This is a genomic window from Streptomyces sp. NPDC051555 (genome assembly GCF_044454405.1).
Taxonomy (GTDB): Bacteria; Actinomycetota; Actinomycetes; order Streptomycetales; family Streptomycetaceae; genus Streptomyces.
In genome coordinates this window covers 82,453-102,385 of the sequence record NZ_JBITDP010000014.1, presented here as the reverse complement: position 1 = coordinate 102,385, position 19,933 = coordinate 82,453, and the positions used below count along the sequence as shown (strand labels likewise).

Annotated in this window: 17 protein-coding genes and 1 pseudogene; 10 read left to right on the top strand and 8 right to left on the bottom strand. The window is 72.9% G+C overall.

Translation table 11 applies throughout. The features are described 5' to 3' along the window. Positions 1–73: 73 nt before the first annotated feature. From ACIBEA_RS26485 to ACIBEA_RS26475, 3 genes are all read right to left on the bottom strand, one after another. The gene (locus ACIBEA_RS26485; RefSeq protein WP_399264994.1) at positions 74–1,528 is read right to left on the bottom strand and encodes a protein kinase; all 1,455 of its coding nucleotides are present in this window, start codon (positions 1,526–1,528) and stop codon (positions 74–76) included. 169 nt (positions 1,529–1,697) lie between these two features. Beyond that, positions 1,698–3,446: a bifunctional 3'-5' exonuclease/DNA polymerase gene (locus ACIBEA_RS26480; protein WP_399264992.1), complete on the bottom strand. Its 1,749-nt coding sequence runs from the start codon at positions 3,444–3,446 to the stop codon at positions 1,698–1,700. 390 nt (positions 3,447–3,836) lie between these two features. Beyond that, the gene (locus tag ACIBEA_RS26475) at positions 3,837–4,631 is read right to left on the bottom strand and encodes an NAD(P)H-binding protein (protein ID WP_399264991.1); all 795 of its coding nucleotides are present in this window, start codon (positions 4,629–4,631) and stop codon (positions 3,837–3,839) included. Positions 4,632–4,692: 61 nt separating this feature from the next. Between ACIBEA_RS26475 and ACIBEA_RS26470 the strand changes: the two genes are divergently transcribed. Continuing rightward, on the top strand, positions 4,693–5,868 hold the full coding sequence (locus ACIBEA_RS26470; RefSeq protein ID WP_399264989.1) for a DUF2786 domain-containing protein: 1,176 nt from the start codon (positions 4,693–4,695) through the stop codon (positions 5,866–5,868). A gap of 22 nt (positions 5,869–5,890) precedes the next feature. Here the strand turns inward: ACIBEA_RS26470 and tatA are convergent, their stop codons facing one another. After that, positions 5,891–6,106: a Sec-independent protein translocase subunit TatA gene (tatA, locus tag ACIBEA_RS26465; protein ID WP_399264988.1), complete on the bottom strand. Its 216-nt coding sequence runs from the start codon at positions 6,104–6,106 to the stop codon at positions 5,891–5,893. Positions 6,107–6,230: 124 nt separating this feature from the next. Here tatA and ACIBEA_RS26460 point away from each other — a divergent pair, with 124 nt between their 5' ends. Together ACIBEA_RS26460 and ACIBEA_RS26455 are read left to right on the top strand one after the other, a co-directional pair. Further along, positions 6,231–8,294: an FUSC family protein gene (locus tag ACIBEA_RS26460; RefSeq protein ID WP_399264986.1), complete on the top strand. Its 2,064-nt coding sequence runs from the start codon at positions 6,231–6,233 to the stop codon at positions 8,292–8,294. Positions 8,295–8,395: 101 nt separating this feature from the next. Continuing rightward, entirely contained in the window at positions 8,396–8,632 is a 237-nt protein-coding gene (locus ACIBEA_RS26455; RefSeq protein ID WP_283461268.1) for a DUF397 domain-containing protein, read from the top strand. A 167-nt stretch (positions 8,633–8,799) separates the two neighbouring features. Here the strand turns inward: ACIBEA_RS26455 and ACIBEA_RS26450 are convergent, their stop codons facing one another. Next, positions 8,800–9,318, bottom strand: coding sequence for an ATP-binding protein (locus ACIBEA_RS26450; protein ID WP_399264984.1), 519 nt, complete (start codon positions 9,316–9,318; stop codon positions 8,800–8,802). A gap of 286 nt (positions 9,319–9,604) precedes the next feature. Between ACIBEA_RS26450 and ACIBEA_RS26445 the strand changes: the two genes are divergently transcribed. The 3 genes from ACIBEA_RS26445 to ACIBEA_RS26435 all read left to right on the top strand — a co-directional run bounded on the left by ACIBEA_RS26445 (position 9,605) and on the right by ACIBEA_RS26435 (position 12,663). Beyond that, positions 9,605–10,516 (top strand): helix-turn-helix domain-containing protein, encoded by a 912-nt coding sequence (locus ACIBEA_RS26445; RefSeq protein ID WP_399265211.1) that lies wholly within the window; start codon positions 9,605–9,607, stop codon positions 10,514–10,516. A gap of 71 nt (positions 10,517–10,587) precedes the next feature. Further along, entirely contained in the window at positions 10,588–12,045 is a 1,458-nt protein-coding gene (locus ACIBEA_RS26440; protein WP_399264982.1) for an aldehyde dehydrogenase family protein, read from the top strand. 75 nt (positions 12,046–12,120) lie between these two features. Further along, positions 12,121–12,663, top strand: a complete 543-nt coding sequence (locus tag ACIBEA_RS26435; protein WP_399264980.1) for a DinB family protein — start codon at positions 12,121–12,123, stop codon at positions 12,661–12,663. A gap of 85 nt (positions 12,664–12,748) precedes the next feature. Here the strand turns inward: ACIBEA_RS26435 and ACIBEA_RS26430 are convergent, their stop codons facing one another. After that, a complete protein-coding gene (locus ACIBEA_RS26430) occupies positions 12,749–13,939 on the bottom strand; it encodes an MFS transporter (RefSeq protein ID WP_399264978.1) in 1,191 nt (396 codons plus the stop codon). Between the two features lie 122 nt (positions 13,940–14,061). Here ACIBEA_RS26430 and ACIBEA_RS26425 point away from each other — a divergent pair, with 122 nt between their 5' ends. The 4 genes and pseudogenes from ACIBEA_RS26425 to ACIBEA_RS26410 all read left to right on the top strand — a co-directional run. Continuing rightward, on the top strand, positions 14,062–15,069 hold the full coding sequence (locus tag ACIBEA_RS26425) for a DUF5937 family protein (RefSeq protein WP_399264976.1): 1,008 nt from the start codon (positions 14,062–14,064) through the stop codon (positions 15,067–15,069). A gap of 55 nt (positions 15,070–15,124) precedes the next feature. Continuing rightward, positions 15,125–15,847 carry a flavodoxin family protein gene (locus ACIBEA_RS26420; protein WP_399264974.1) on the top strand — a complete coding sequence of 241 codons (723 nt, stop codon included), beginning with the start codon at positions 15,125–15,127 and terminating at the stop codon, positions 15,845–15,847. Between the two features lie 94 nt (positions 15,848–15,941). After that, positions 15,942–16,700, top strand: coding sequence for a MerR family transcriptional regulator (locus ACIBEA_RS26415; protein WP_399264972.1), 759 nt, complete (start codon positions 15,942–15,944; stop codon positions 16,698–16,700). Between the two features lie 143 nt (positions 16,701–16,843). After that, positions 16,844–17,521 (top strand): annotated as a pseudogene (locus ACIBEA_RS26410) (DedA family protein); the annotation flags it as partial. Positions 17,522–17,644: 123 nt separating this feature from the next. On the opposite strand, the gene ACIBEA_RS26405 reads toward ACIBEA_RS26410, so the two are convergent. Both ACIBEA_RS26405 and ACIBEA_RS26400 read right to left on the bottom strand, forming a co-directional pair. Continuing rightward, positions 17,645–19,300 carry a threonine/serine exporter ThrE family protein gene (locus ACIBEA_RS26405; RefSeq protein WP_399264970.1) on the bottom strand — a complete coding sequence of 552 codons (1,656 nt, stop codon included), beginning with the start codon at positions 19,298–19,300 and terminating at the stop codon, positions 17,645–17,647. A gap of 113 nt (positions 19,301–19,413) precedes the next feature. Then, positions 19,414–19,908: an inorganic diphosphatase gene (locus ACIBEA_RS26400; RefSeq protein ID WP_330335078.1), complete on the bottom strand. Its 495-nt coding sequence runs from the start codon at positions 19,906–19,908 to the stop codon at positions 19,414–19,416. Positions 19,909–19,933: the final 25 nt, after the last annotated feature.

Sequence of the window (19,933 nt, the reverse complement as noted above, 5' to 3'; positions counted from 1 at the left end):
TGATGCGTGGTGCGTGATGTGGTGTGCGGCGTGCGTCGTGCCGCGCGGGTCCTCGCGCGGCCCGGCCCACGGGTCAGGCCCGGGTGCGGGCTATCAGCTCGCGCAGCCGGACGGTCTGCGGGTGGTCCGGGCCGTACGCCGTCCGGTGGTCGGCGTACAGGGCCTCGAACTCGGCCGCCGCGCGCCGGGTCTCGCCGGCGGCGGCCAGCCAGTGGGCCTGGTCGTAGCGGATCTCCGAGAGCTTGGGGTCGGTGGCGGACAGGACCCCGGAGACGGCGGTGCGCAGTTCGAGCAGGTGCTGGGCGGCCGGGCGCGGATGGCCGGATTCGCCGATGTAGCGGGCGAGGTTGAGCGCGCACACGACGGCCAACTGGTCGTCGGCGCCCAGCACCTGGCGGGCCCGCGCGGCCACCGGCGCGAGCAGCTCGGCGGCGGCCGCGGGGCGCCCGGCCCGGGCCAGGGCCTGGGCGAGGTGCAGGACGACCAGCCAGGTGCCCCGGTGGTCGGCGGGGAGCGTGGCGTGCGCGAAGTCCAGTACGTCGCCCAGCAGCCGCACCCGCTCGCCCACCGCGCCCTCCGGATCCCGCTCGGTGGCCTCCAGCACGGCGTTGCAGCGGGCCTCGACCTCCCGGGCGGGGTCGGCCGGGGGGCCGGGCGGCGGGCCGGGCGGCGGCGGGGTGGCCGGGGTGACGACGAGGGTGGGGTGCGGTACGACCGCCAGGCTGAGCCCGCGCAGCAGCCCGGCGACCTCGCGGGCGTCTGCGGGGCGCTCGCCGGGGTTCTTGGTGAGCAGCCGGGTGACCAGGTGGTCCACGGCCGGCGGCACCTCCGGGCGCAGGGAGCGTACGGAGGGGATCGGGGCCCGGCAGTGGAGGTTGACCAGCGCGCCGTAGTCCTCGGGGGCGGAGTAGGGCTGGCGGCCGGTGAGCATCTCGAACAGGACGCAGCCGACGGCGTAGAGGTCGGTGGCCGGGCCGATGGGATCCTGGACGAAGCACTCGGGGGCCATGTACTCGGGGGTGCCGATGAGTTGGGCGTCACCGGTGACCCCGGCCGCATAACCGAGGGCGCCGTAGGCCGTGTAGGTGCGGGCGATGCCGAAGTCCAGCAGGACCAGGCTGCCCGAGGCGCCCGGATCGGCCGTCCGGGCTCCGCGGACCATGACGTTGGTCGGCTTGATGTCCCGGTGGACCAGGTCCCGCGCGTGCACCGGGACGAGTGCCTCGCACAGTTCGGCCGCCCAGCGCAGGGCGTGGTCCACCGCGAGCCGGCGGCCCTTGGGGAGGGCGACGCGCAGGGTCTGCCCCTCGATGTACTGGGTGATCAGGTAGAGGTGCCAGAAACCGTTGAACCGGGCCTCGTCCACGTCGTGCACCCGGACGATCCGGGGGTCGTCGATGGCCGCGAGGATCTTCGCCTCGCGCAGGAAGCGGAGGGCCGGATGTGTGCCCCGGTCGTTGACCCGGAGGAATTTGGCCACGACCGTTCGGTCGAGCCGTTGGTCGTGCGCTTTCCAGACTTCTGCCATGCCTCCTTGGAAACGCTCAAGCAGTGCGTACCGGTCCAGCAAAAGGCGCCGCACGGGCGATGGGCCCGCCCCCCGAATACCCGACATGGGACAAGGGTGGCACTCACCCGGTCATCGGTTCAGCGTATTTCTGAAACATCTCTGAACCTCGGGTGGCTCTTTTGCGTCGCTACTTTGCATCGGCATAACACTCCACCACGGCTGTGGTGAAGGGAAAGCGAACCGGAGTCTCGCCGAAGGCGATCCGGCCGGCCCGGTCGCCCGCCGCGCGGATCGCCTCGGCCACGGTCTCGGCCTCCTCGGCCGGGCAGTGCACGATCACCTCGTCGTGCTGGAAGAACACCAGCTCGGCGCGGAGGTGGGCGGTGGCCTGGCGCAGCGCGGCCAGCATCAGCAGGGCCCAGTCGGCGGCGCTGCCCTGGACCACGAAGTTGCGCGTGAAGCGGCCGCGGGCCCGGGAGTCGGACGAGGCGTAGCCGGGGGTGAAGCCGGTGTCGGCGTTCTGGGCGCCGTCGTCGGCGGTGGAGGAGGAGGAGTAGGAGTAGGAGTGGGGCTGCGCGCCCCGCGGCTCCTCCTGGGGCAGGCCCGCCTCCTCCTGGGCGCCGGCCCCCGCCGCGGGCGGGCAGGTGCGGCCCAGCCAGGTGCGGACCAGGCGGCCCTCCTCGCCGGCGCGGGCGGCGTCGTCGACGTACGCCACGGCGCGGGGGAAGCGGCGGCGCAGCGCGGCGAGGTTCTTGAGGCCGTCGCCGGAGGTCTGCCCGTACACCGCGCCCAGGACGGCGATCTTGGCCATGTCGCGGTCGCCGGAGAAGCCCTGGCGGGAGATCGAGGTGTAGAGGTCCTCGGGGCGGCCGGCCACCTCCATCAGGCCCGGGTCGCGGGAGATCGCGGCCAGCACGCGGGGCTCCATCTGGTCGGCGTCCGCCACGACGAGCCGCCAGCCGGGGTCGGCGACGACCGCGCGGCGGATCACCTTGGGGATCTGCAGGGCGCCGCCGCCGTTGGTGACCCAGCGGCCGGTGACGGTGCCGCCGGGGACGTACTCGGGGTGGAAGCGGCCGTCGTGCACCCAGTCCTGGAGCCAGCCCCAGCCGTGGGCGGTGTAGATGCGGTACAGCTTCTTGTACTCCAGCAGCGGGGCGATGGCGGGGTGGTCGATCTCCTGGATCTCCCAGCGGCGGGTGGACTTCAGCTTGATCCCGGCGCGGGCGAAGGCCTTGATGACCTCGGCGGGCAGGTCGGGGCGGACCGGGTGGCCGAAGGCGGCGGAGATCTGCTCGGCCAGCTCGGCGAGGCGGCGCGGGGACCCGCCGCCGCCGTAGCGCTCGCCGAGGAGGTCGGTGAGGAGCGCGCGGTGCACGTCCGCCCGCCAGGGCAGGCCGGCCCGGTTCATCTCGGCGGCGACGAGGAACCCGGCGGACTCGGCGGTGGTGAGCAGGTGCATGCGGTCGGGGTGGGCGGTGGCGCCGTGGCGGCGCATCTGGTCGGCGTAGACCGCGAGCAGGGCGTCGAGGGGGAGCGGGGCCGGGCGGGGGTCGAAGAGGGACGACTGGGTGCCGGGCTCGGCGGCGCGCTGCGGGGGGTCGGGCGGGACGGGGGAGTTCGTGAGGCGGGCCCATGCGGCGGCGGCGGAGCGGGGCTCGCCGAGGCGGCCCTCGTGGCCGAGGAGCAGCAGTTCGGCGTCCTCGACGTCGTAGCAGCGCTCCACGGTGACGCCCTCGGCGAGGAGGCGGGGGTAGACGGCCTGGGTGTTGCGCCAGATCCAGCGGGTGCCGGGTGGGGCGGAGCGGATCGCTTCCGCGGGGGTGGGGGTGGTGGTGCGGGGGGTTTGGCCGGGGCCGTGGCCGTCGGCCGGGGTGGCCTGCCAGTGCCCGTCCGGGGTTTCGGTCAACGCCCACCGGGCGGGGTGGTCGCTCATCGTTCGAGTGTTCCACCGGGGTCTGACATCGGGGTCCGGCGGCGCGGGGTTCGGCGGCGCGGGGTTCGGCGGCGCGGGGTGTCGGCGGGTCGGGGTGGGTCAGGGTGGCGGCGCGGCGCCGGGGTGGGGCGTCTCCTCGGCTCGCGGGCTCGGCCCGGTCGGAGGGTGTGCCCGGTGGGGACCGCTCGTCCTTGCGGGGACGCCCCGCCCCGTCGCCGCGCCGCCACCCTGACCGGCGGGTCGCGGCGCGGGGACGCCCCGCCCCGTCGCCGCGCCGCCACCCTGACCGGCGGGTCGCGGCCGGGAGTGTCCGGCGGGGCCGCTGCTGCGAGCCGAGGAGACACTCGTGTGGGCCACCGGCCCGCCCGCCCCGACCGCTCCCGTTCGGGGTCAGGTGGTGGCCGCGTAGGTTTTCAGGGCGTCGCGGGGTGGGGTGGGGAGGAGGGTGTGGAGGGGGCCCTGGTCGGGGGCGGAGAGGAAGTCCGCCGCGATGGCGGAGTAGGTGCCGATCAGCATCGGGACCTGGAAGGGGACCGAGCCGGGGCCGGAGAGGGCGGTGCGGGCGGCGGCCAGGGTGGAGGGGGCGTAGGTCGTGCCCGTCGCGGCGGCCAGGTCGGCGCCGCCGATCGAGCGGGCGCCGACCAGCTCGTAGGTCCGGCCCGCGTGCGCCCCGGGGTCGAGGGCGACCCGTACGGCCACGTCGGCCAGGTCCTCGCGGGCCACGGCGGCGACGGTGCCGGTGCCCAGCGGGGCGGTGATCCGGCCGTCGGGGCCGGGGGCGGCGAGGGCGGCCAGGAGTTCGGCGTACAGGCCGTTTCGCAGGACGGTCGCGTCGAGGGGGGAGTCGCGCAGGCGGCGTTCGGTCCAGCGGTGGGCGAGGGCGTAGGGGAGGTGGTCGCCCTGCGCCGTCAGGCTCGTGTAGACGATGTGGCGCACCCCCGCGCGTTCGGCCGCGCCGATCGCCGCCTCGTGGCGGGCGATGACCGTGTCGTCCTCGCCGTAGCCCGCCGAGATCAGCAGGAGGGTCTCGACCGAGGCGAAGTCGAGGGTGCGGGGGACGTCCAGGTCGATCTCGCGCTGGTTCGCGGTCGGGGTCCGGGTGCCGATCAGGGTTCGGGGGTGGTGCGCCAGCTTCTGGGCGATGAGGGAGCCCAGGGCGCCCGAGGCGCCGGTGAGTAAGAGCATGGACTGGTCAACGAAGCGACGGGGCCGGGGGCACTCGGCAGGGGCGTGCCAAGCTGTTGGTGTGAAACATGTTGTCGACCGTGCCTTTGCCGCCGCCCTCTACGCCCAGGACGACACCGGGCTCGACACCGGTGCGTCGTTGCTCGCCGCCGGTGTGTGGGGCGAGGTGGGGCAGGAGTTGTTGGCGCGCGGCGAGGGGCTCGTGCGCCAGGCCTGGGAGCGCGGTTGGCAGCCCACCGACGTGGTGCGGCTGGTGCGCCGGGACCTGGACGAGCGGCACGTGCGGCTCGTCGAGGACCTGATCGCCGGGGAGGCGCGGCGCTACGCCCGGCTGCCCGCGCGGTGGGGCGCCGCCGAGGCGTGGTGGGGCGCGGACTCCGGGTACGCGGAGCGGGTGGTCGTACGGGAGAAGTGCGACCGGTTCTCGCTGGCCACCGCGGTGCTGGAAGTGCTGCGGGTGCTGGTCCGGCTGCCGTCGATCGAGCCGGTCGGGCCGCTGCCCGGGGATCCCGCCGGGGAGCTGGAGGCGGCCGGGCACATGGAGCCGCGGATGCTCGGGCGGATCCGGGCGCTGTTGGCGAAGGCCGAGGCCACGACCTTCCCCGAGGAGGCGGAGGCGCTGAGCGCGAAGGCGCAGGAGCTGATGGCCCGGCACACCGTCGACGAGGCGTTGCTGGCCGTGCGCGGTGGCGGGCACGGGCAGCTGCCCGGGGCCTGTCGGATCGGGGTGGAGCCGCCGTACGAGGAGGCCAAGGCGGTGCTGTTGGACGCGGTCGCGCGGGCCAACCGGTGCCAGGCCGTGTGGAACGCGTCCTTCGAGTTCTCGACGGTGGTGGGGTTCGAGGGCGATCTGGAGTCGGTGGAGCTCCTCTACACCTCGCTGCTCGTGCAGGGGACGGCGGCGATGACGCGCGCCGAGGCCGGCCAGCGGGCCGGCGGGCGCAAGCGGACCAAGACCTTCCGGCAGTCGTTCCTGCTGGCCTACGCGAGCAGGTTGGGCCAGCGGCTCGCGGAGACCGCCGAGCACACGGCGGCCGAGGTGCCGGACAACCTGCCCGCCCTGGTGGCCCGTGACGTGGCCGTCAGCTCCCGGGCCGAGGAGATGTTCCCGAAGACGACGACGACCCGGCTGCGCGGGGCCACCGACCTGGCCGGGTGGACCGACGGCACCGAAGCGGCCGACCGCGCCCACGTGGGGAACGCGGGGCGACCGGACCGGCAGGCGCTGCGGCGGTAGCCGGCCTGCCGGTCGGCGGCCGTCAGCGGGGGGTGACCTCGCCCGGGGTGACCGGGTGGGCCGGTGCTCCCGGGGTGACCTGGTCCTCGGCCCGCATGGCCTTGGCCTCGCTCTTGAGGATCCGGGCGGACTTGCCCAGCGAGCGGGCCATGTCGGGGAGCTTCTTCGAACCGAACACGAGGAGACAGACGACCAGGAGGACGACCGGGTGCCAGGGTTCCATGGCGTTCCTGAGCATGCGCGTACCCATCTTTCGGACGTGCGGTGACCGGTGTTGGACGGCCTTGGACCGCCTCATGGAAGCGCCACCGATCGGGTCCGTACAAATCTGAAGAAGTCCTGAAAGAAGCTACGCTCGCAGCATGAGCTGGCTCCGGGCCCTGAAGGACACCGCGCGAGCGGGACTGACGGTCGAGCGGACCCGGCTGGAGCCGCTCATCGCCGTCCGTGCCGGCATCGGGCTGGCCCTCGTCGTCGGGCTGAGCCTGGCCTTCCTGGGGCCCGGTTCGGCCGCGAGTTCCGCCTTCGGCGCCTTCATGGCCGCCGTCGCCTCCTTCCAGCGCAGCTGGCGCCCGCGTCCGGTGCTCGCGCTCGCCTCCGGGCTGACGCTCGCCGTCAGCACCTTCGTCGGTTACCTCGTCGGCTCCTCCCACACCCCGGCCTTCCTCGCCCTGTTGGCGGTGTGGACCTTCGCCTCCGGGATGCTCTGGGCGGCCGGGCCGACCGCCGGGGTGATCGCCTCCGGGAACGTGGCGATCATGCTGGTGACGGTCACCCTGCCGACCTCGGTGGCCCAGGCCGCCGGGCACGCCACGCTGATCGCCGCGGGCGGGGTGGTGCAGGCGCTGCTGATCGTGCTGTTCCCGGTGCGCCGCTGGGGGGCCCAGCGCGACGCCCTCGCGGACGCGCTCGCCGCCGAGGGCGACTACGCGCGGCGGCTGCGCCAGGACCCGGCCGCGCCCTTTGACCCCGAACCGCTGATGACGGCCCGGTCCGCCGCCATCGTCACCCGGCGCCAGGCCCGCAGCCGCCCCGCCGAACTGCACGGGGCGCGGGGGCTCGCCGAGCGGATCCGGCCCGTGCTGGCCTCGCTCGCCGACCCCGCGGTGGGGGCTCCGGCCGAGGGGCCCGCCCGGGACCGGGTGCGGGAACTGCTGGCCGCCGCCGGGTCCGTACTGGACGCTGCCGCGCGCGCCATCCGGCAGGGGGAGCCCGTCCGGCTGCCCGCGCCCGACCTGGCCGTCCTCAACTCGCCCGATACGCCCGATCTGCTCGACGGGGCGGCGCTGCGGGCCGCGCGCCGGCTCGCGGCCCTGCTGGCGGACGTACTGGAGACCGCCGAGCCGGGGTCCGGGCGGACGGCGGATCCCGCGGAATCGATGCTGCGCCCCACCCTGCCGGGGCTGGTCCCGCTGGTGGCCAAGGCGGTGCGGGCGGAGCTGCGGCCCGGATCGCCGGTCCTGCGCCACGGGCTGCGGGTCACCGCGGTCACCTCGGCGGGCTACCTGATCGGGCACGCGCTGCCCTTCGGGCACGCCTACTGGGCCCCGATGGCCGCCGTCATGGTGATGCGGCCCGACTTCAGCCAGACCTACTCGCGCGCCGTCGCCCGCTTCGGCGGCACCCTCGTCGGGGTCGCGGGCGCCACCGGCATCGTCCAGCTCGCCCATCCCGGGATGTACCTCTCCGGGCTGCTGGCGGTGGTCAGCGCCTGCCTGATGTACGTCCTGATGCGCACCGGGTACGCCGTCTCCCAGGTCTTCGTATCGGCGTACGTCGTCTTCCTGCTCGGCATGGGCGGGGTGCGCTGGGACCAGACGGTCCCCGACCGGGTCGCCCTCACCCTCGTCGGCGGGCTCCTCGCGATGGTGGCCTACGCGCTCTACCCGGCGTGGGAGACCCCGCGGCTGCGCACCCGGCTCGCCGACTGGGTCGAGGCCGGCGGGCGGTACGCGGCGGCCGTGCTCGGGCAGTACGCCGACCCGGCCGGCGCCCGGCGGGCGGACGTGCGCGAGGCGGTGCTGGCCGCCCGGGACGCCCGGATCGCCTGGCAGGAGGCCCTCGCGCGGGCCGCCGGGGAGCCGGTGCGGCACCGGGGGATCTCCCGGTCGGCCGCCGACGACGCGGCCGAGGCGCTGGCGGCGCTGGGGCGGCACGCGATGCTCCTGGAGGCGCACCTCCCCGACCGCGACCGCGACCCGGTACCGGGTGCGGCGGCGCTCGCCCGCGCCCTGCGGACGGCGACCGAGGAGGGCGCCCGGGCGGTGCGCGAGCGGCGGGTCCCGGAGTGGGAGGCGGTCCGGGGCGTCCTGGACGGGCCGGACGGACCGCCGCCCGGGGTGCTGCGCAACGCCGCCGAGCTGCTGTGGGAGTCGCTGGAGGAGGTCTCGGCGGCGCTCGGGGCGAAACCGGCCGCCCGGCTGTGATCAAAGGACCACGCCCCGTGCACGTGCATCTGCCCATGCAGCTGTTTCTGAACACAGCTATGATCCGGTGCAGTTGACATCTGCACTATCGGGGGCTTCCTGTGGACCACGCGTACAACGGGATGGCGGCCGCGGCACTCGTCGGGGTGATGTGGCAGAAGAGCAGGCACAGCAACTCGCAGGGGTCTTGCGTGGAGTTCGCCAAGCTGCCGGGAGGCAATGTGGCGGTACGGAACTCACGTCACCCGGACGGACCGGCGCTGGTCTACACGCCGGCCGAGATAGAGGCGCTGTTGCTGGGCGTCAAGGACGGGGAATTCGACCACCTCATCGCCTGACGGCACGGGGCCGCGGGCAGCAGGCACAGGGCAGCTGATCGAGCCATGCACGTGCATTGGCCGGGAACGATCGCAATGATCATTCCCGGCCAGTGTCGTGTGGATTCGGCTGGTCGGCGACGGGTGCGCGCCCACCGGTGAGGTGGCGCCGCAGCCCTGTCGCCGCGTCAGTCCTGAAGCATGAACAGGGCCCAGACCACCTTGCCGGTGAGCCGTCCCGCGAGCGGGTGCCAGCCCCAGCTGTCGCTGTAGGAGTCCACGAGGAACAGCCCGCGCCCCGACTCGGCGTCGAAGTTCTCCTCCGTCCGCTCCGGTGAGAAACAGCCCCCGGGCCGGTCCTCGCTCGGATCGCGCACCGCGCACACCAGCCGGGTGCTCCACCGCATCAAGTGCAGGCGGACCGGCGGGTCCTGCTCCCCGCGCGACCCCGTACAGCCGTGGGAATCCTCGGGAAGCGCGTGCCGCAGCGCGTTGGTGACGAGTTCGGAGACGACCAGGGAGACATCGTCGAAGCGATCGTCCAGTCCCCACCCCGCCAGCGTCGAGCGGGTGAACGAACGGGCGCCGCGCACCGCCTCGTACCGGGCGGGGAGAGCGCAGGAGGCGGACCCGGAGACAGCCGTGGGGTCGACCGGGGGAAGCCCCTGCCGTAACGGCTCTAGCACGGTCGATCCATTCGTCCCCATGCGAGGCACTCCCGGGATTCGCGGCCGGGCGGTGGCCCTGACCAGAAAGAACTGCGGGGTGGGTCTCGCGCCGGCGCGAAGAGCACGCAGGTGCGCGGGGACCATGCTTCCGAATGCGGATGTCAGATGCAAGGGCAGATGCACGTGCACGCGCCGGACCTGTCCGGTCCCGTCATGGTTCTTGCTCATTTCTTCCTACGCATACTTACGGACTTCTTTTCCGGGACGCAGGATTCCGTTACAGAACGAGTACGGGCGGATGCGTTTTGGTGGCAGACTGCGGCCCCTGGGGTACGGGGGCCCCGCGCAGGCCAAGGCGAAGGGGAGGGCAGGACTAGTGACCGCAGAAGCAAGCGGTTCTGTGGTGCGCCGTATTCTCCTGGGCTCGCAGCTCAGGCGGCTCCGTGAATCCCGTGGGATCACCCGTGAGGCGGCCGGCTACTCGATCCGCGCGTCCGAGTCGAAGATCAGCCGCTTGGAGTTGGGAAGGGTGAGCTTCAAGGCAAGAGACGTCGAGGACCTCCTCACGCTCTACGGTGTCATGGACGGCACCGAGCGGGAGTCGCTCCTCGGGCTCGTCCGCGAGGCCAACGCGGCCGGCTGGTGGCACAGTTACGGCGACGTCCTGCCCGGATGGTTCCAGACCTACGTCGGTCTGGAGGGTGCCGCCTCCCTCATCCGCATCTACGAGGTCCAGTTCGTCCACGGCCTGCTCCAGACCGAGGCGTACGCCCACGCCGTCGTCAGCCGCGGCATGCCCACGGCCACCGCGGCCGAGATCGACCGGCGGGTCGCGCTGCGCCTGGAGCGGCAGAAGGTCCTGGTCTCCGAGAACGCCCCCGTCTTCCACGCCGTCCTCGACGAGGCGGCCCTGCGTCGTCCGTACGGCGACCGGGACGTGATGCGGGGTCAGCTGGAGCACCTCATCGAGATCTCCCAGCGCCCGAACGTGCAGCTCCAGGTCATGCCCTTCTCCTTCGGCGGGCACGCGGGCGAGAGCGGCGCGTTCACGCTGCTCCGCTTCCCGGAGTCAGATCTCCAGGACATCGTCTATCTGGAACAGCTCACCAGCGCCCTCTACCTGGACAAGGAAGAGGAAGTGGGTCAGTACAGCCGGGCCATGGAACGGCTCCAGGGTGACTGCCCGGACCCGCGCCAGACTCGGGATCTTCTCCGGGGCCTGCTCCAACTGTCTTGATTCGCACGTACTATGACGACTGATCAGTCTCCGGTGCAGCGCAAGGGTGCGCGCTCGCAGTAAGGGATGGCATGTCCATATTCAGCGACTTGGCCCATCAGTACATCGACGGCGAGTGGCTGGCCGGTATGGGCTCGTGGGACATCATCGACGTGAACCCCTACAACGGGGAGAAGCTCGCGGCCATCACCGTGGCCACCGTCGAACAGGTCGACCGCGCCTACCGGGCGGCCGAGCGCGCGCAGGCCGAATGGGCCGCGACCAGCCCGTACTCCAGACGTGCCGTCCTGGAACGCGCCCTGCGGATCACCGAGGAGCGCGAGCCGGAGATCGTCGAAGCGATGATCGACGAGCTGGGCGGCACCCGGCCCAAGGCCGAGTACGAGATCCACCTGGCCATGGAGTTCATCCGGGAGGCCATCCAGCTCTCCGTCCGCCCCGAGGGCCGCATCCTGCCCTCGCCGGTGGCGGGCAAGGAGAACAGGGTCCAGCGGCTGCCCGTCGGCGTGATAGCCGTCATCAGCCCCTTCAACTTCCCCTTCCTGGTCACCATGAAGTCGGTCGCGCCCGCGCTGGCGCTCGGCAACGCCGTGCTGATCAAGCCGAACCAGAACGCCCCGGTCGTCGGCGGCGGTGTGATCGCGAAGATCTTCGAGGAGGCGGGACTCCCCGCCGGGCTGCTGAACGTCCTCGTCACCGACATCGCCGAAATAGGGGACGCGATCCTCACCCACCCGGTGCCCAAGGTGATCTCCTTCGCGGGCTCCGACCGGGTCGGCCGGCACGTCGGCGCCGTCGCCGCCCGCCACTTCAAGCGGACCGTCCTGGAGCTGAGCGGCAACAGCGCGCTGGTCGTCCTCGACGACGCCGATCTCGACTACGCGGTGGACGCGGCCGTCTTCAGCCGCTTCGTCTACCAGGGCCAGGTCTGCATGGCCGCGAACCGGATCCTCGTGGACCGCTCGATCGCCCCCGAGTTCACCGAGAAGTTCGTCGCGAAGGTGCGCTCCCTGAACACGGGCGACCCGCACGACCCCGAGACCCACATCGGTCCCCTGATCAACTCCTTCCAGGCGGACGCGCTCACCGCGCTCGTGGACCGCGCCATCGCTTCGGGGGCGCAGGCGCTGGTGCGCGGTTCTACGCGCGGCAACCTGGTCGAACCCACCGTCCTGGCGGGCCTGCCCGAGGACTCCCCGCTGCTGGCCCAGGAGATCTTCGGTCCGGTGGCCCTGCTGGTCGTCTTCGACGGCGAGGAGGAGGGCGTACGGCTGGCCAACGCGACCCCCTACGGCCTCAGCGGCGCGGTCCACACGCGGGACGTCGAGCGCGGCGTGCGCTTCGCCCAGCGGATCGAGACGGGCATGATCCACGTGAACGACTCCACCATCGGGGACGAGCCGCTGGCCGCCTTCGGCGGCGAGAAGGCCTCGGGCCTGGGCCGGCTGAACGGCGAGGCGACGGTGGAGGCCTTCACCACGCAGAAGTGGATCTCGGTCCAACACGGGCGGACCCACTTCCCCTTCTAGGACAGCAACTGTCCTAGTCGGTCCCTAGATTGTTCCTTGTCGGAGAGCCCCACAGACAAGAGGCGGTCGTTCAGCATGGTCACCCACGTTCCCGCGGAAGCGCACGGCGACGAGCGCGGCGCGCTCCTGTCCTTCATCGAGGCCCAGCGCGGCGGGCTGCGGCGATCGGTCCTCGGACTCACGGACGAGCAGGCCGCGAGCCGCCCCAGCGCGAGCGAGCTCTCCCTGTCCGGGCTGCTCAAGCACGTGTCCGAGACCGAGCTGGGCTGGCTGCGGATGGCCCAGCAGCAGCCGAACGAGAAGCAGCGCACCCAGGAGACCTGGTCGGACAGTTTCCGCCTGGTCGGCGACGAATCGGTGGCCGCCGTCCTGGAGTTCTGGGACGCGGTGGTGGTCGAGCTGGAGAAGTTCGTCCGCGACCTGCCGAGCCTGGACGACACCTTCCCGCTGCCGGACCAGCCCTGGTTCCCCAAGGAGGGCCGGGTCTCGATGCGCTGGCTGCTCCTGCACCTGATCGAGGAGCACGCCCGGCACGCGGGGCACGCCGACGTCGTCCGCGAGTCCCTCGACGGCAAGACCGCCTGGGAGCTGGTGGCCCAGGCCCAGGCCCAGGCGTAGGCGCCCGCACGGCAACGGCCCGGACCCCCGCACCTGCTGCGGGGGTCCGGGCCGTTCCCGCCCGGTGCGGACTGCCGTACGGGCCCTACGCGGCCAGGTCGTGGGACAGGCGGGCCGTGACGCGGCGGTGCAGTGCCAGGGTGGTCGCCGCGGTGAGCAGCCCGGCCGTGAGGGCGAGCAGCCACAGGGCGGCCGGCCCGGCGCCGTCGTAGAGGGTGACGCCCAGGGTGAGGGCGGCGAAGCGGGCGACGCCCCAGGTCCAGCCGAAGGCGCCCTGGTAGCGGCCGCGGGCGTCCGCCGGGGCGAGGTCGGCGACGACGGAGGCCGCGATCCCGGCCACGACCACCTCGCCCAGCGACCAGACGGCCACCGACACCGTGTAGCCGACGATGCCGTCGGCGAGCCCGGTCAGCGCCACGCCCACGGCGATCAGCGCGCTGCCCGCCGCCTGGACGGGCAGCCGGGGCAGCCGGGAGAGCAGGCCGGAGGCGAAGGGCTGCAGGGCGACCACCAGGACCGCGTTGACGGCCGCCGTCGCCCCGTAGGCGGCGGGGGAGAGCCCGCTGTCGCGCATGGCCAGCGGCAGCGCCACCTCGGTCAGCGAGTACACGAAGAGCTGGACCCCGAAGAGCGGGAGCAGGGCGAGCAGCAGCCGGTCGCGCAGCACCACCCCGTAGCCGAGCCCCGCCCCGGCGTCCGCGGTCTTCGGCGCGCGCCGCGGCTCGCGCAGCCGGGTCGCCACGACCGCGGCGTAGACCAGCAGGGTCCCGGCGTCGACCGCGAAGAGCAGCCAGTAGCCGTGGGCGGCGAGGAACCCGCCCAGTACCCCGGCGACGGCGGTGCCGATGTTGACCCCCCAGCCGAAGAGGGCGTACGCCCGCTGTCGGCGTTCCGCGTCCACGGCGTCGGCCAGCAGCGCGTAGGCGGCGGGGCCGACGGTCGCCGAGGCGGCGCTCAGCAGCAGGGCCGCCGCGGCCATCGTCAGGGCGCCCGGGGCCAGGAACAGCGCGCCCTGCGCGGCCGCGGCGCCGAGCAGCCCGATCAGCATGGTGGGCCGGCGGCCGAGCCGGTCGGCGAGGAAGCCGCCGAGGACCGGACCGAGCAGGTTGCCGGCGCCGAGCGCGCCGAGGACGTAGGCCGTCCCGGACCCCGTCACCCCGCGGTCGGCCAGCAGGAACACGAGGAAGGGCGTGACCAGGTGACCGAGCCGGTTGACGATCGTTCCGGCGAAGAGGGTCCAGACGGTGGGCGGGAGTCCGCGGAAGGTGGAGGGCATGGGAGGAGCGTGCGCCCCTGCCCCCCGACCGCCGCATTGATTAAGCTCAGGCCGAATCCACCGGGCACGTGGCCCGATGGCCCCGGACGGCGGGGGACGGTTGTGGACACGGAGGCGGGGCTGTGGACTCGGAACTGAGCTTCTCGACGGCGGACCTGGCGCAGACCCGCTTCGCGGTCTCCCCGATGTGGGAGGTCGTCACCAGCTTCCGGCTGCTGGCCGGCGCGGCCGATCCCGTGCCGCACCGCCGCTGGGCCGAGCAGGTGCGCCCCCGGCTTCGGTGCGCGGGCCTGGACCGCGGTTGGCTGGCCGAGCTGGTCCCGGCCCGCGGCTACCTCGCGGACTTCCTCAACCCGACCCCGGCCGGTCCCTTCCCGGAGCTGGCCGCGGAGCTCGCGATGATCCGGGACACCGCCCCCGAGCGGGTACGGGCGGACCTCGCCCGGCTGCGGGCCGAGCGCCCCGGTCCCGCGGGCGCGGGGCCGGCCCGGCTGCGCCTGCTGGAGGAGGCGCCCGGGGCCGCGCTGGAGAAGGTCGCGGCCGAGATCGAGACCTACTGGGAGCTGGCGATCGCGCCCTACTGGGCCAGGATCCGCCAGCTGCTGGAGGCCGACGTCTTCCACCGGGCGCGCCAGGTGGCCGAGTACGGCTCCGCGTACGTGCTCAACGAGCTGCACGAGTCGGTACGGTGGGACGAGGGCACGCTGCGCCTGGTGCGCAGGCACTGCTCGGTGACCCGGGACCACGCGGGTGCGGGGATGCTGCTGGTGCCCTCGGCCTTCGCCTGGCCGCGGGTGCTGACCCGCTCGGTGGTGCCGGAGCCGCCCCAACTGGCCTACCCGGCGCGCGGGATCGGCACGCTGTGGGAGCCCCGTACCCCGGGGGCCGCCGGGGAGGCGGTCGCCGCGGTGCTGGGCCGCTCGCGGGCGCTGCTGCTCGCCGAACTCGACACCCCGGCCTCCACGACCGACCTGGCCGCCCGGTGCGCCCTGTCCGCGCCCGCGGTCTCGCAGCACCTGACGGCCCTGCGGGGCGCCGGGCTGGTCACCGCCCACCGGGCCGGCCGTTCGGTGCTGTACGCCCGTACCGCGGTCGCGGACGCGCTGCTCGCACCGGTGGGGGCGGCCTGAGCCCGGACGGGCCACCGCGCTCGCGCGGGCGGGGGCGCGCGGTCAGGCTGGACGCGTGCCGACGAACGATCACGATTACCGCGACCTGAACCTGCGTGCCGTCTACGTCAACTGCACGCTCAAACGCTCGCCCGAGCCCAGCAACACCGACGGGCTGATCGAGAAGAGCCGGGCCGTGATGGAGGCCAACGGCGTCACCACCGAGCTGATCCGCGCGGTCGACCGGGACATCGCCACCGGGGTCTGGCCCGACATGACCGAGCACGGCTGGGAGAGCGACGACTGGCCGGTCCTCTATTCGCAGATCATGGCGGCGGACATCCTCGTCCTGGCGGGCCCGATCTGGCTCGGCGACAACAGCTCCGTGATGAAGCGGGTCATCGAGCGGCTCTACGCCTGCTCCTCGGTCCTGAACGAGGAGGGCCAGTACGCCTACTACGGGCGGGTGGGCGGCTGCCTGATCACCGGCAACGAGGACGGGGTCAAGCACTGCGCGATGAACGTCCTCTACAGCCTCCAGCACCTGGGCTACACGGTCCCGCCGCAGGCGGACGCGGGCTGGATCGGCGAGGCCGGTCCCGGGCCCTCCTACATGGATCCGGGCTCCGGCGGCCCCGAGAACGACTTCACCAACCGCAACACCGCCTTCATGTCCTGGAACCTGATGCACCTGGCCGCCCTGCTCCGGCGCTCCGGCGGGATCCCGGCGCACGGCAACCAGCGCTCGCAGTGGGACGCGGGCTGCCGCTTCGACTTCCCCAACCCCGAGCACCGCTGAACACCCCCGCCGCCCCCGCGGCCCGCGCTTGCACCTCACGCGACGTGAGGCAGCACAGTGGGGCCCGTACCCGAGAAGAGGAGGGGCGGAGGCGATGGGCTATTCCGTGGGACAGGTCGCCGGTTTCGCGAGGACCACGGTGCGGACGCTGCACCACTACGACGAGATCGGGCTGCTCTCCCCGAGCGGCCGCAGCAGTGCGGGGCACCGGCGCTACGACGACGGTGACCTCGACCGGTTGCAGCGGATCCTGTTCTACCGGGAGCTCGGCTTTCCGCTCGACGAGGTGGCCGCGCTGCTGGACGACCCGCGGACCGATCCCCAGGAGCACCTGCGCAGGCAGCACGCGCTCCTGGCGGACCGGATCGGGGCCCTCCAGCGGATGGCGGCGGCCGTGGAGCGCGCGATGGAGGCACGCACGATGAGCATCGACTTGACCCCCGAGGAGAAGTTCGAGGTCTTCGGGGACCACGATCCCGACCGGTACGCCGCGGAGGCCGAGCGGCGCTGGGGCGCCACCGACGCCTACGCCGAGTCGCGGCGCCGGGTCGCGGCGGCCACGAAGGAGGACTGGCAGCGGATCATGGGCGAGTCCGACGACATCAACCGGCGCCTCGCCGCGCTGATGGACACGGGCGCGTCCGCGGAGTCGGTCGGCGCCATGGACCTGGCCGAGGAGCACCGCGGCTGGATCGACGGGAACTGCTACGCCTGCTCGTACGAGATGCACACCTCGCTGGGCGAGATGTACGTCGCGGACGAGCGGTTCACGGCGTACTACGACAAGGTCCGCCCGGGCCTGGCGGTGTACCTGCGCGACGCGATCACGGCGAACGCGGTGCGCCGGGCGTAGGCGGCCGAGCGCACCCGTGAGCCCCCGCCGGGGCCTGGAACCCGGTGGGGGCCGTGTGCGTTCATACTTGAAACCACCGCCATGTGTTCCCACCCGGCGCAGGTCCTGCCCGCATCCCCCCGATCCAGGAGACTCCGGAACTCGTGAACATGCTCGCACTCGGCCCTGAGTGGATCTCTCCGGAGTACCTGATCGGGCAATTCGGCCTGATCGGCATCTTGGTCATCGTCTTCGCGGAATCGGGTCTCTTCGCGTTCCTGCCGGGCGACTCGCTGCTCTTCACGGCCGGCCTGTTCGTCGCGGCCGGCACGATCGAGGAGCCGCTGTGGCTGGTCTGCACGCTGATCGTGGCCGCCGCGATCCTCGGTGACCAGGTCGGTTACATGATCGGCAAGGTCTTCGGGCCGAAGCTCTTCAACAAGCCCAATTCGAGGCTCTTCAAGCGCGAGAACCTCGACTCGGCGCAGGACTTCATGGTCAAGCACGGCCCCAAGGCCATCGTGCTCGCCCGCTTCGTGCCGATCATCCGCACCTTCGCGCCGATGGTCGCGGGCGCGACCGCGATGAAGTACCGCACCTTCTTGATGTTCAACGTCATCGGCGGCGTGCTGTGGGGCGCGGGGGTCACGATCCTGGGCTACCAGCTCGGCCAGTTCGAGTTCATCAAGAACAACGTCGAGCCGATCTTCATCGGCATCGTCCTGATCTCCGTCATCCCGGTGATCTTCGAGGTCATGAAGTCCCGCAAGGAGAAGAAGGCGAACCCGACCGCCGCCGCCGAGCCCGGCGCCGGCGGCCAGGACGGCTTCCCGCCCGCACCGGGGCAGCGCGGGCGGCACGCCAAGCGCTGACGGCCCTGCGCGCGGACATCGACGCCCCGGGAGCACCTCGTGCCCCGGGGCGTCGGCGTACCCGGGCGGGTGCGCGTACGGCGGTCGGTCGGGTCAGAATCCGCGGGTGCGCTTGGCCGCGCGGCGCTTGGCGGCGCTCGCGGAGCCCGGGATCCGCATGAAGAGCCGCGAGGCCTCCGAGCCCAGGTTGACCCCGATGGCGATGGCGAAGGCGATCGCGGCGGCGTTGGTCAGCGAGGCGAAGCCCATGCTGAGCCGGTTCTCGGCGATCAGGAGCAGCCCGTAGTACGTCGCCGAGCCCGGCAGCAGCGGCCCGATGGCCGCGGTCACGAAGGGCAGGGCGGAGGCGAAGCGGTAGCGGGAGAAGAGCTGCCCGAACAGGCCCACCAGGCCGGCCGCGATCGCGGTGGAGGGGACGGGGGGCAGGCCGCCCGCGTAGTGCAGGGCGCCGTAGGTCACCCAGGCGACCCCGCCGTTCAGGGTCACGATCAGCACGGTGGAGCGTTCCTGCTGGAGCAGGATCGCGAAGGTGAAGACCAGCACCATCGAGGCGATGATCTGGATGACCGGCCGCTGGCTGATCTGGAGGGCCTCCTCCGGGTTGGGCTTTGCGCCCCACTGGAGGCCCAGGTAGATCACCACCAGCACGCCCATGATGATCCCGATGAAGAGGTACATGACCTCCAGCAGGCGGGCCGAGGCGGTGATGTAGTAGCCGGTCAGGCCGTCCTGCACGGCCGCCACCAGGGCGCGTCCGGGCAGCAGCGCGAAGAGCCCGCCGGTGATGACCGCGGAGGCGCGCACGTCGATCTCGGCCAGCTTGAGGGCCACCCCGAGCGCGGCGGGCGGCATCCCGGCCACCACGAACTGGTAGAACTCCGGCAGCCCGCGCCCGGCGCACAGCCAGGCCAGCCGGTCGCCGAGCACGGCCCCGATCGCGGCCGCGAAGAAGACCACGACGCCACCGCCGACGAGCGTGGAGGCGGCCCCGGCGAGCAGCCCGGCGGCCAGGGTGAGCACCCAGCCGGGGTACGGGTGGCGGTTGCGCCGGATCTCGGCGAGGCGCCGGTAGGCCTCCTCCAGGGAGACCTCCATCTCGTGCGCGCTGATGTCGTCGACGAGCCGGAAGACGGCCGCCAGCCGGGTGTAGTCGGTGCCGCGGCGGCGTACGGTCCGGCTCGCCGAGACGGGGTGGTCCACCAGTGAGGGCTGGTGGGTGATCGAGAGCATGGTGAAGGTGACGGTGGGCTCGCAGCGGTCCAGCCCGTAGGAGCGGGCCACGGCGAACATCGCGGCCTCGACGTCCTCGGCGCCCTCGCCGCCCGCGAGCAGCAGCTCGCCGATGCGCAGGGTGAGGTCGAGCACGCGGCCGACGGCGGGCCCGGAGTCCTCGCTCACGCGCTGTACGGCCTCGGGGACGGGGCGGTCCCCCACGGGCATGCGCAGCATCGTGCGCATCCGGTCCTGCCAGGGGGATTCCTTCATCCGGGAGACCGGGTACCCCTGGCCGGGGGTGTAGGCGGGCGGGGAGTGCCGGCCGCTGTAGGTGGCGGGCAGGGCGAAGGCGGAGCCCTCGGGTTCGGCCGGTACGGCGGCGGTGCCCTCGGGGGCGGCGAATTCGGAGGTGGGCTGCTCGTCCTCGAAGACCCCGGGGTCGACGACCCCGGTGGGCTGGCTGAAGGCGCTGCGCGCCTCGTCCGAGGCGGGCTTGCGCCGGTCGCGGTCCTCTGAATCGGCCTCTGCAGCCACGCGCGCTCCTGTGTCCCTGGGCCGGATCCCCAACCGGTGATCCAATTATGCGGAATCGTTTCGTCCGTGGCGGCCCGGGATACGCCGACGGGCGGAGATCAGCGGGGATCCACTCAGTGGTGGTCGCCCTGCGCCTGCAGGCGCTTGTACGAGGCCTCGATCTCGGCCTCGGCCTCGGTGCGGCCGACCCAGTTCGCGCCCTCGACGGACTTGCCGGGCTCCAGGTCCTTGTAGACCTCGAAGAAGTGCTGGATCTCCAGGCGGTCGAACTCGGAGACGTGGTGGATGTCGCGCAGGTGCTCCACGCGCGGGTCCGACGCCGGGACGCACAGCAGCTTGGCGTCGCCGCCCGCCTCGTCCGTCATGTTGAACATGCCGATCGCGCGGCACTTGATCAGGCAGCCCGGGAAGGTCGGCTCGTCGAGGATGACGAGCGCGTCCAGCGGGTCGCCGTCCTCGCCGAGGGTGTTCTCGACGAAGCCGTAGTCGGCCGGGTAGCTGGTGGACGTGAAGAGGCGACGGTCCAGGCGGATCCGGCCGGTCTCGTGGTCCACTTCGTACTTGTTCCGCGAACCCTTGGGGATCTCGATGGTGACGTCGAACTCCACGTCCTGCTCCTCCATGATCAGCTGC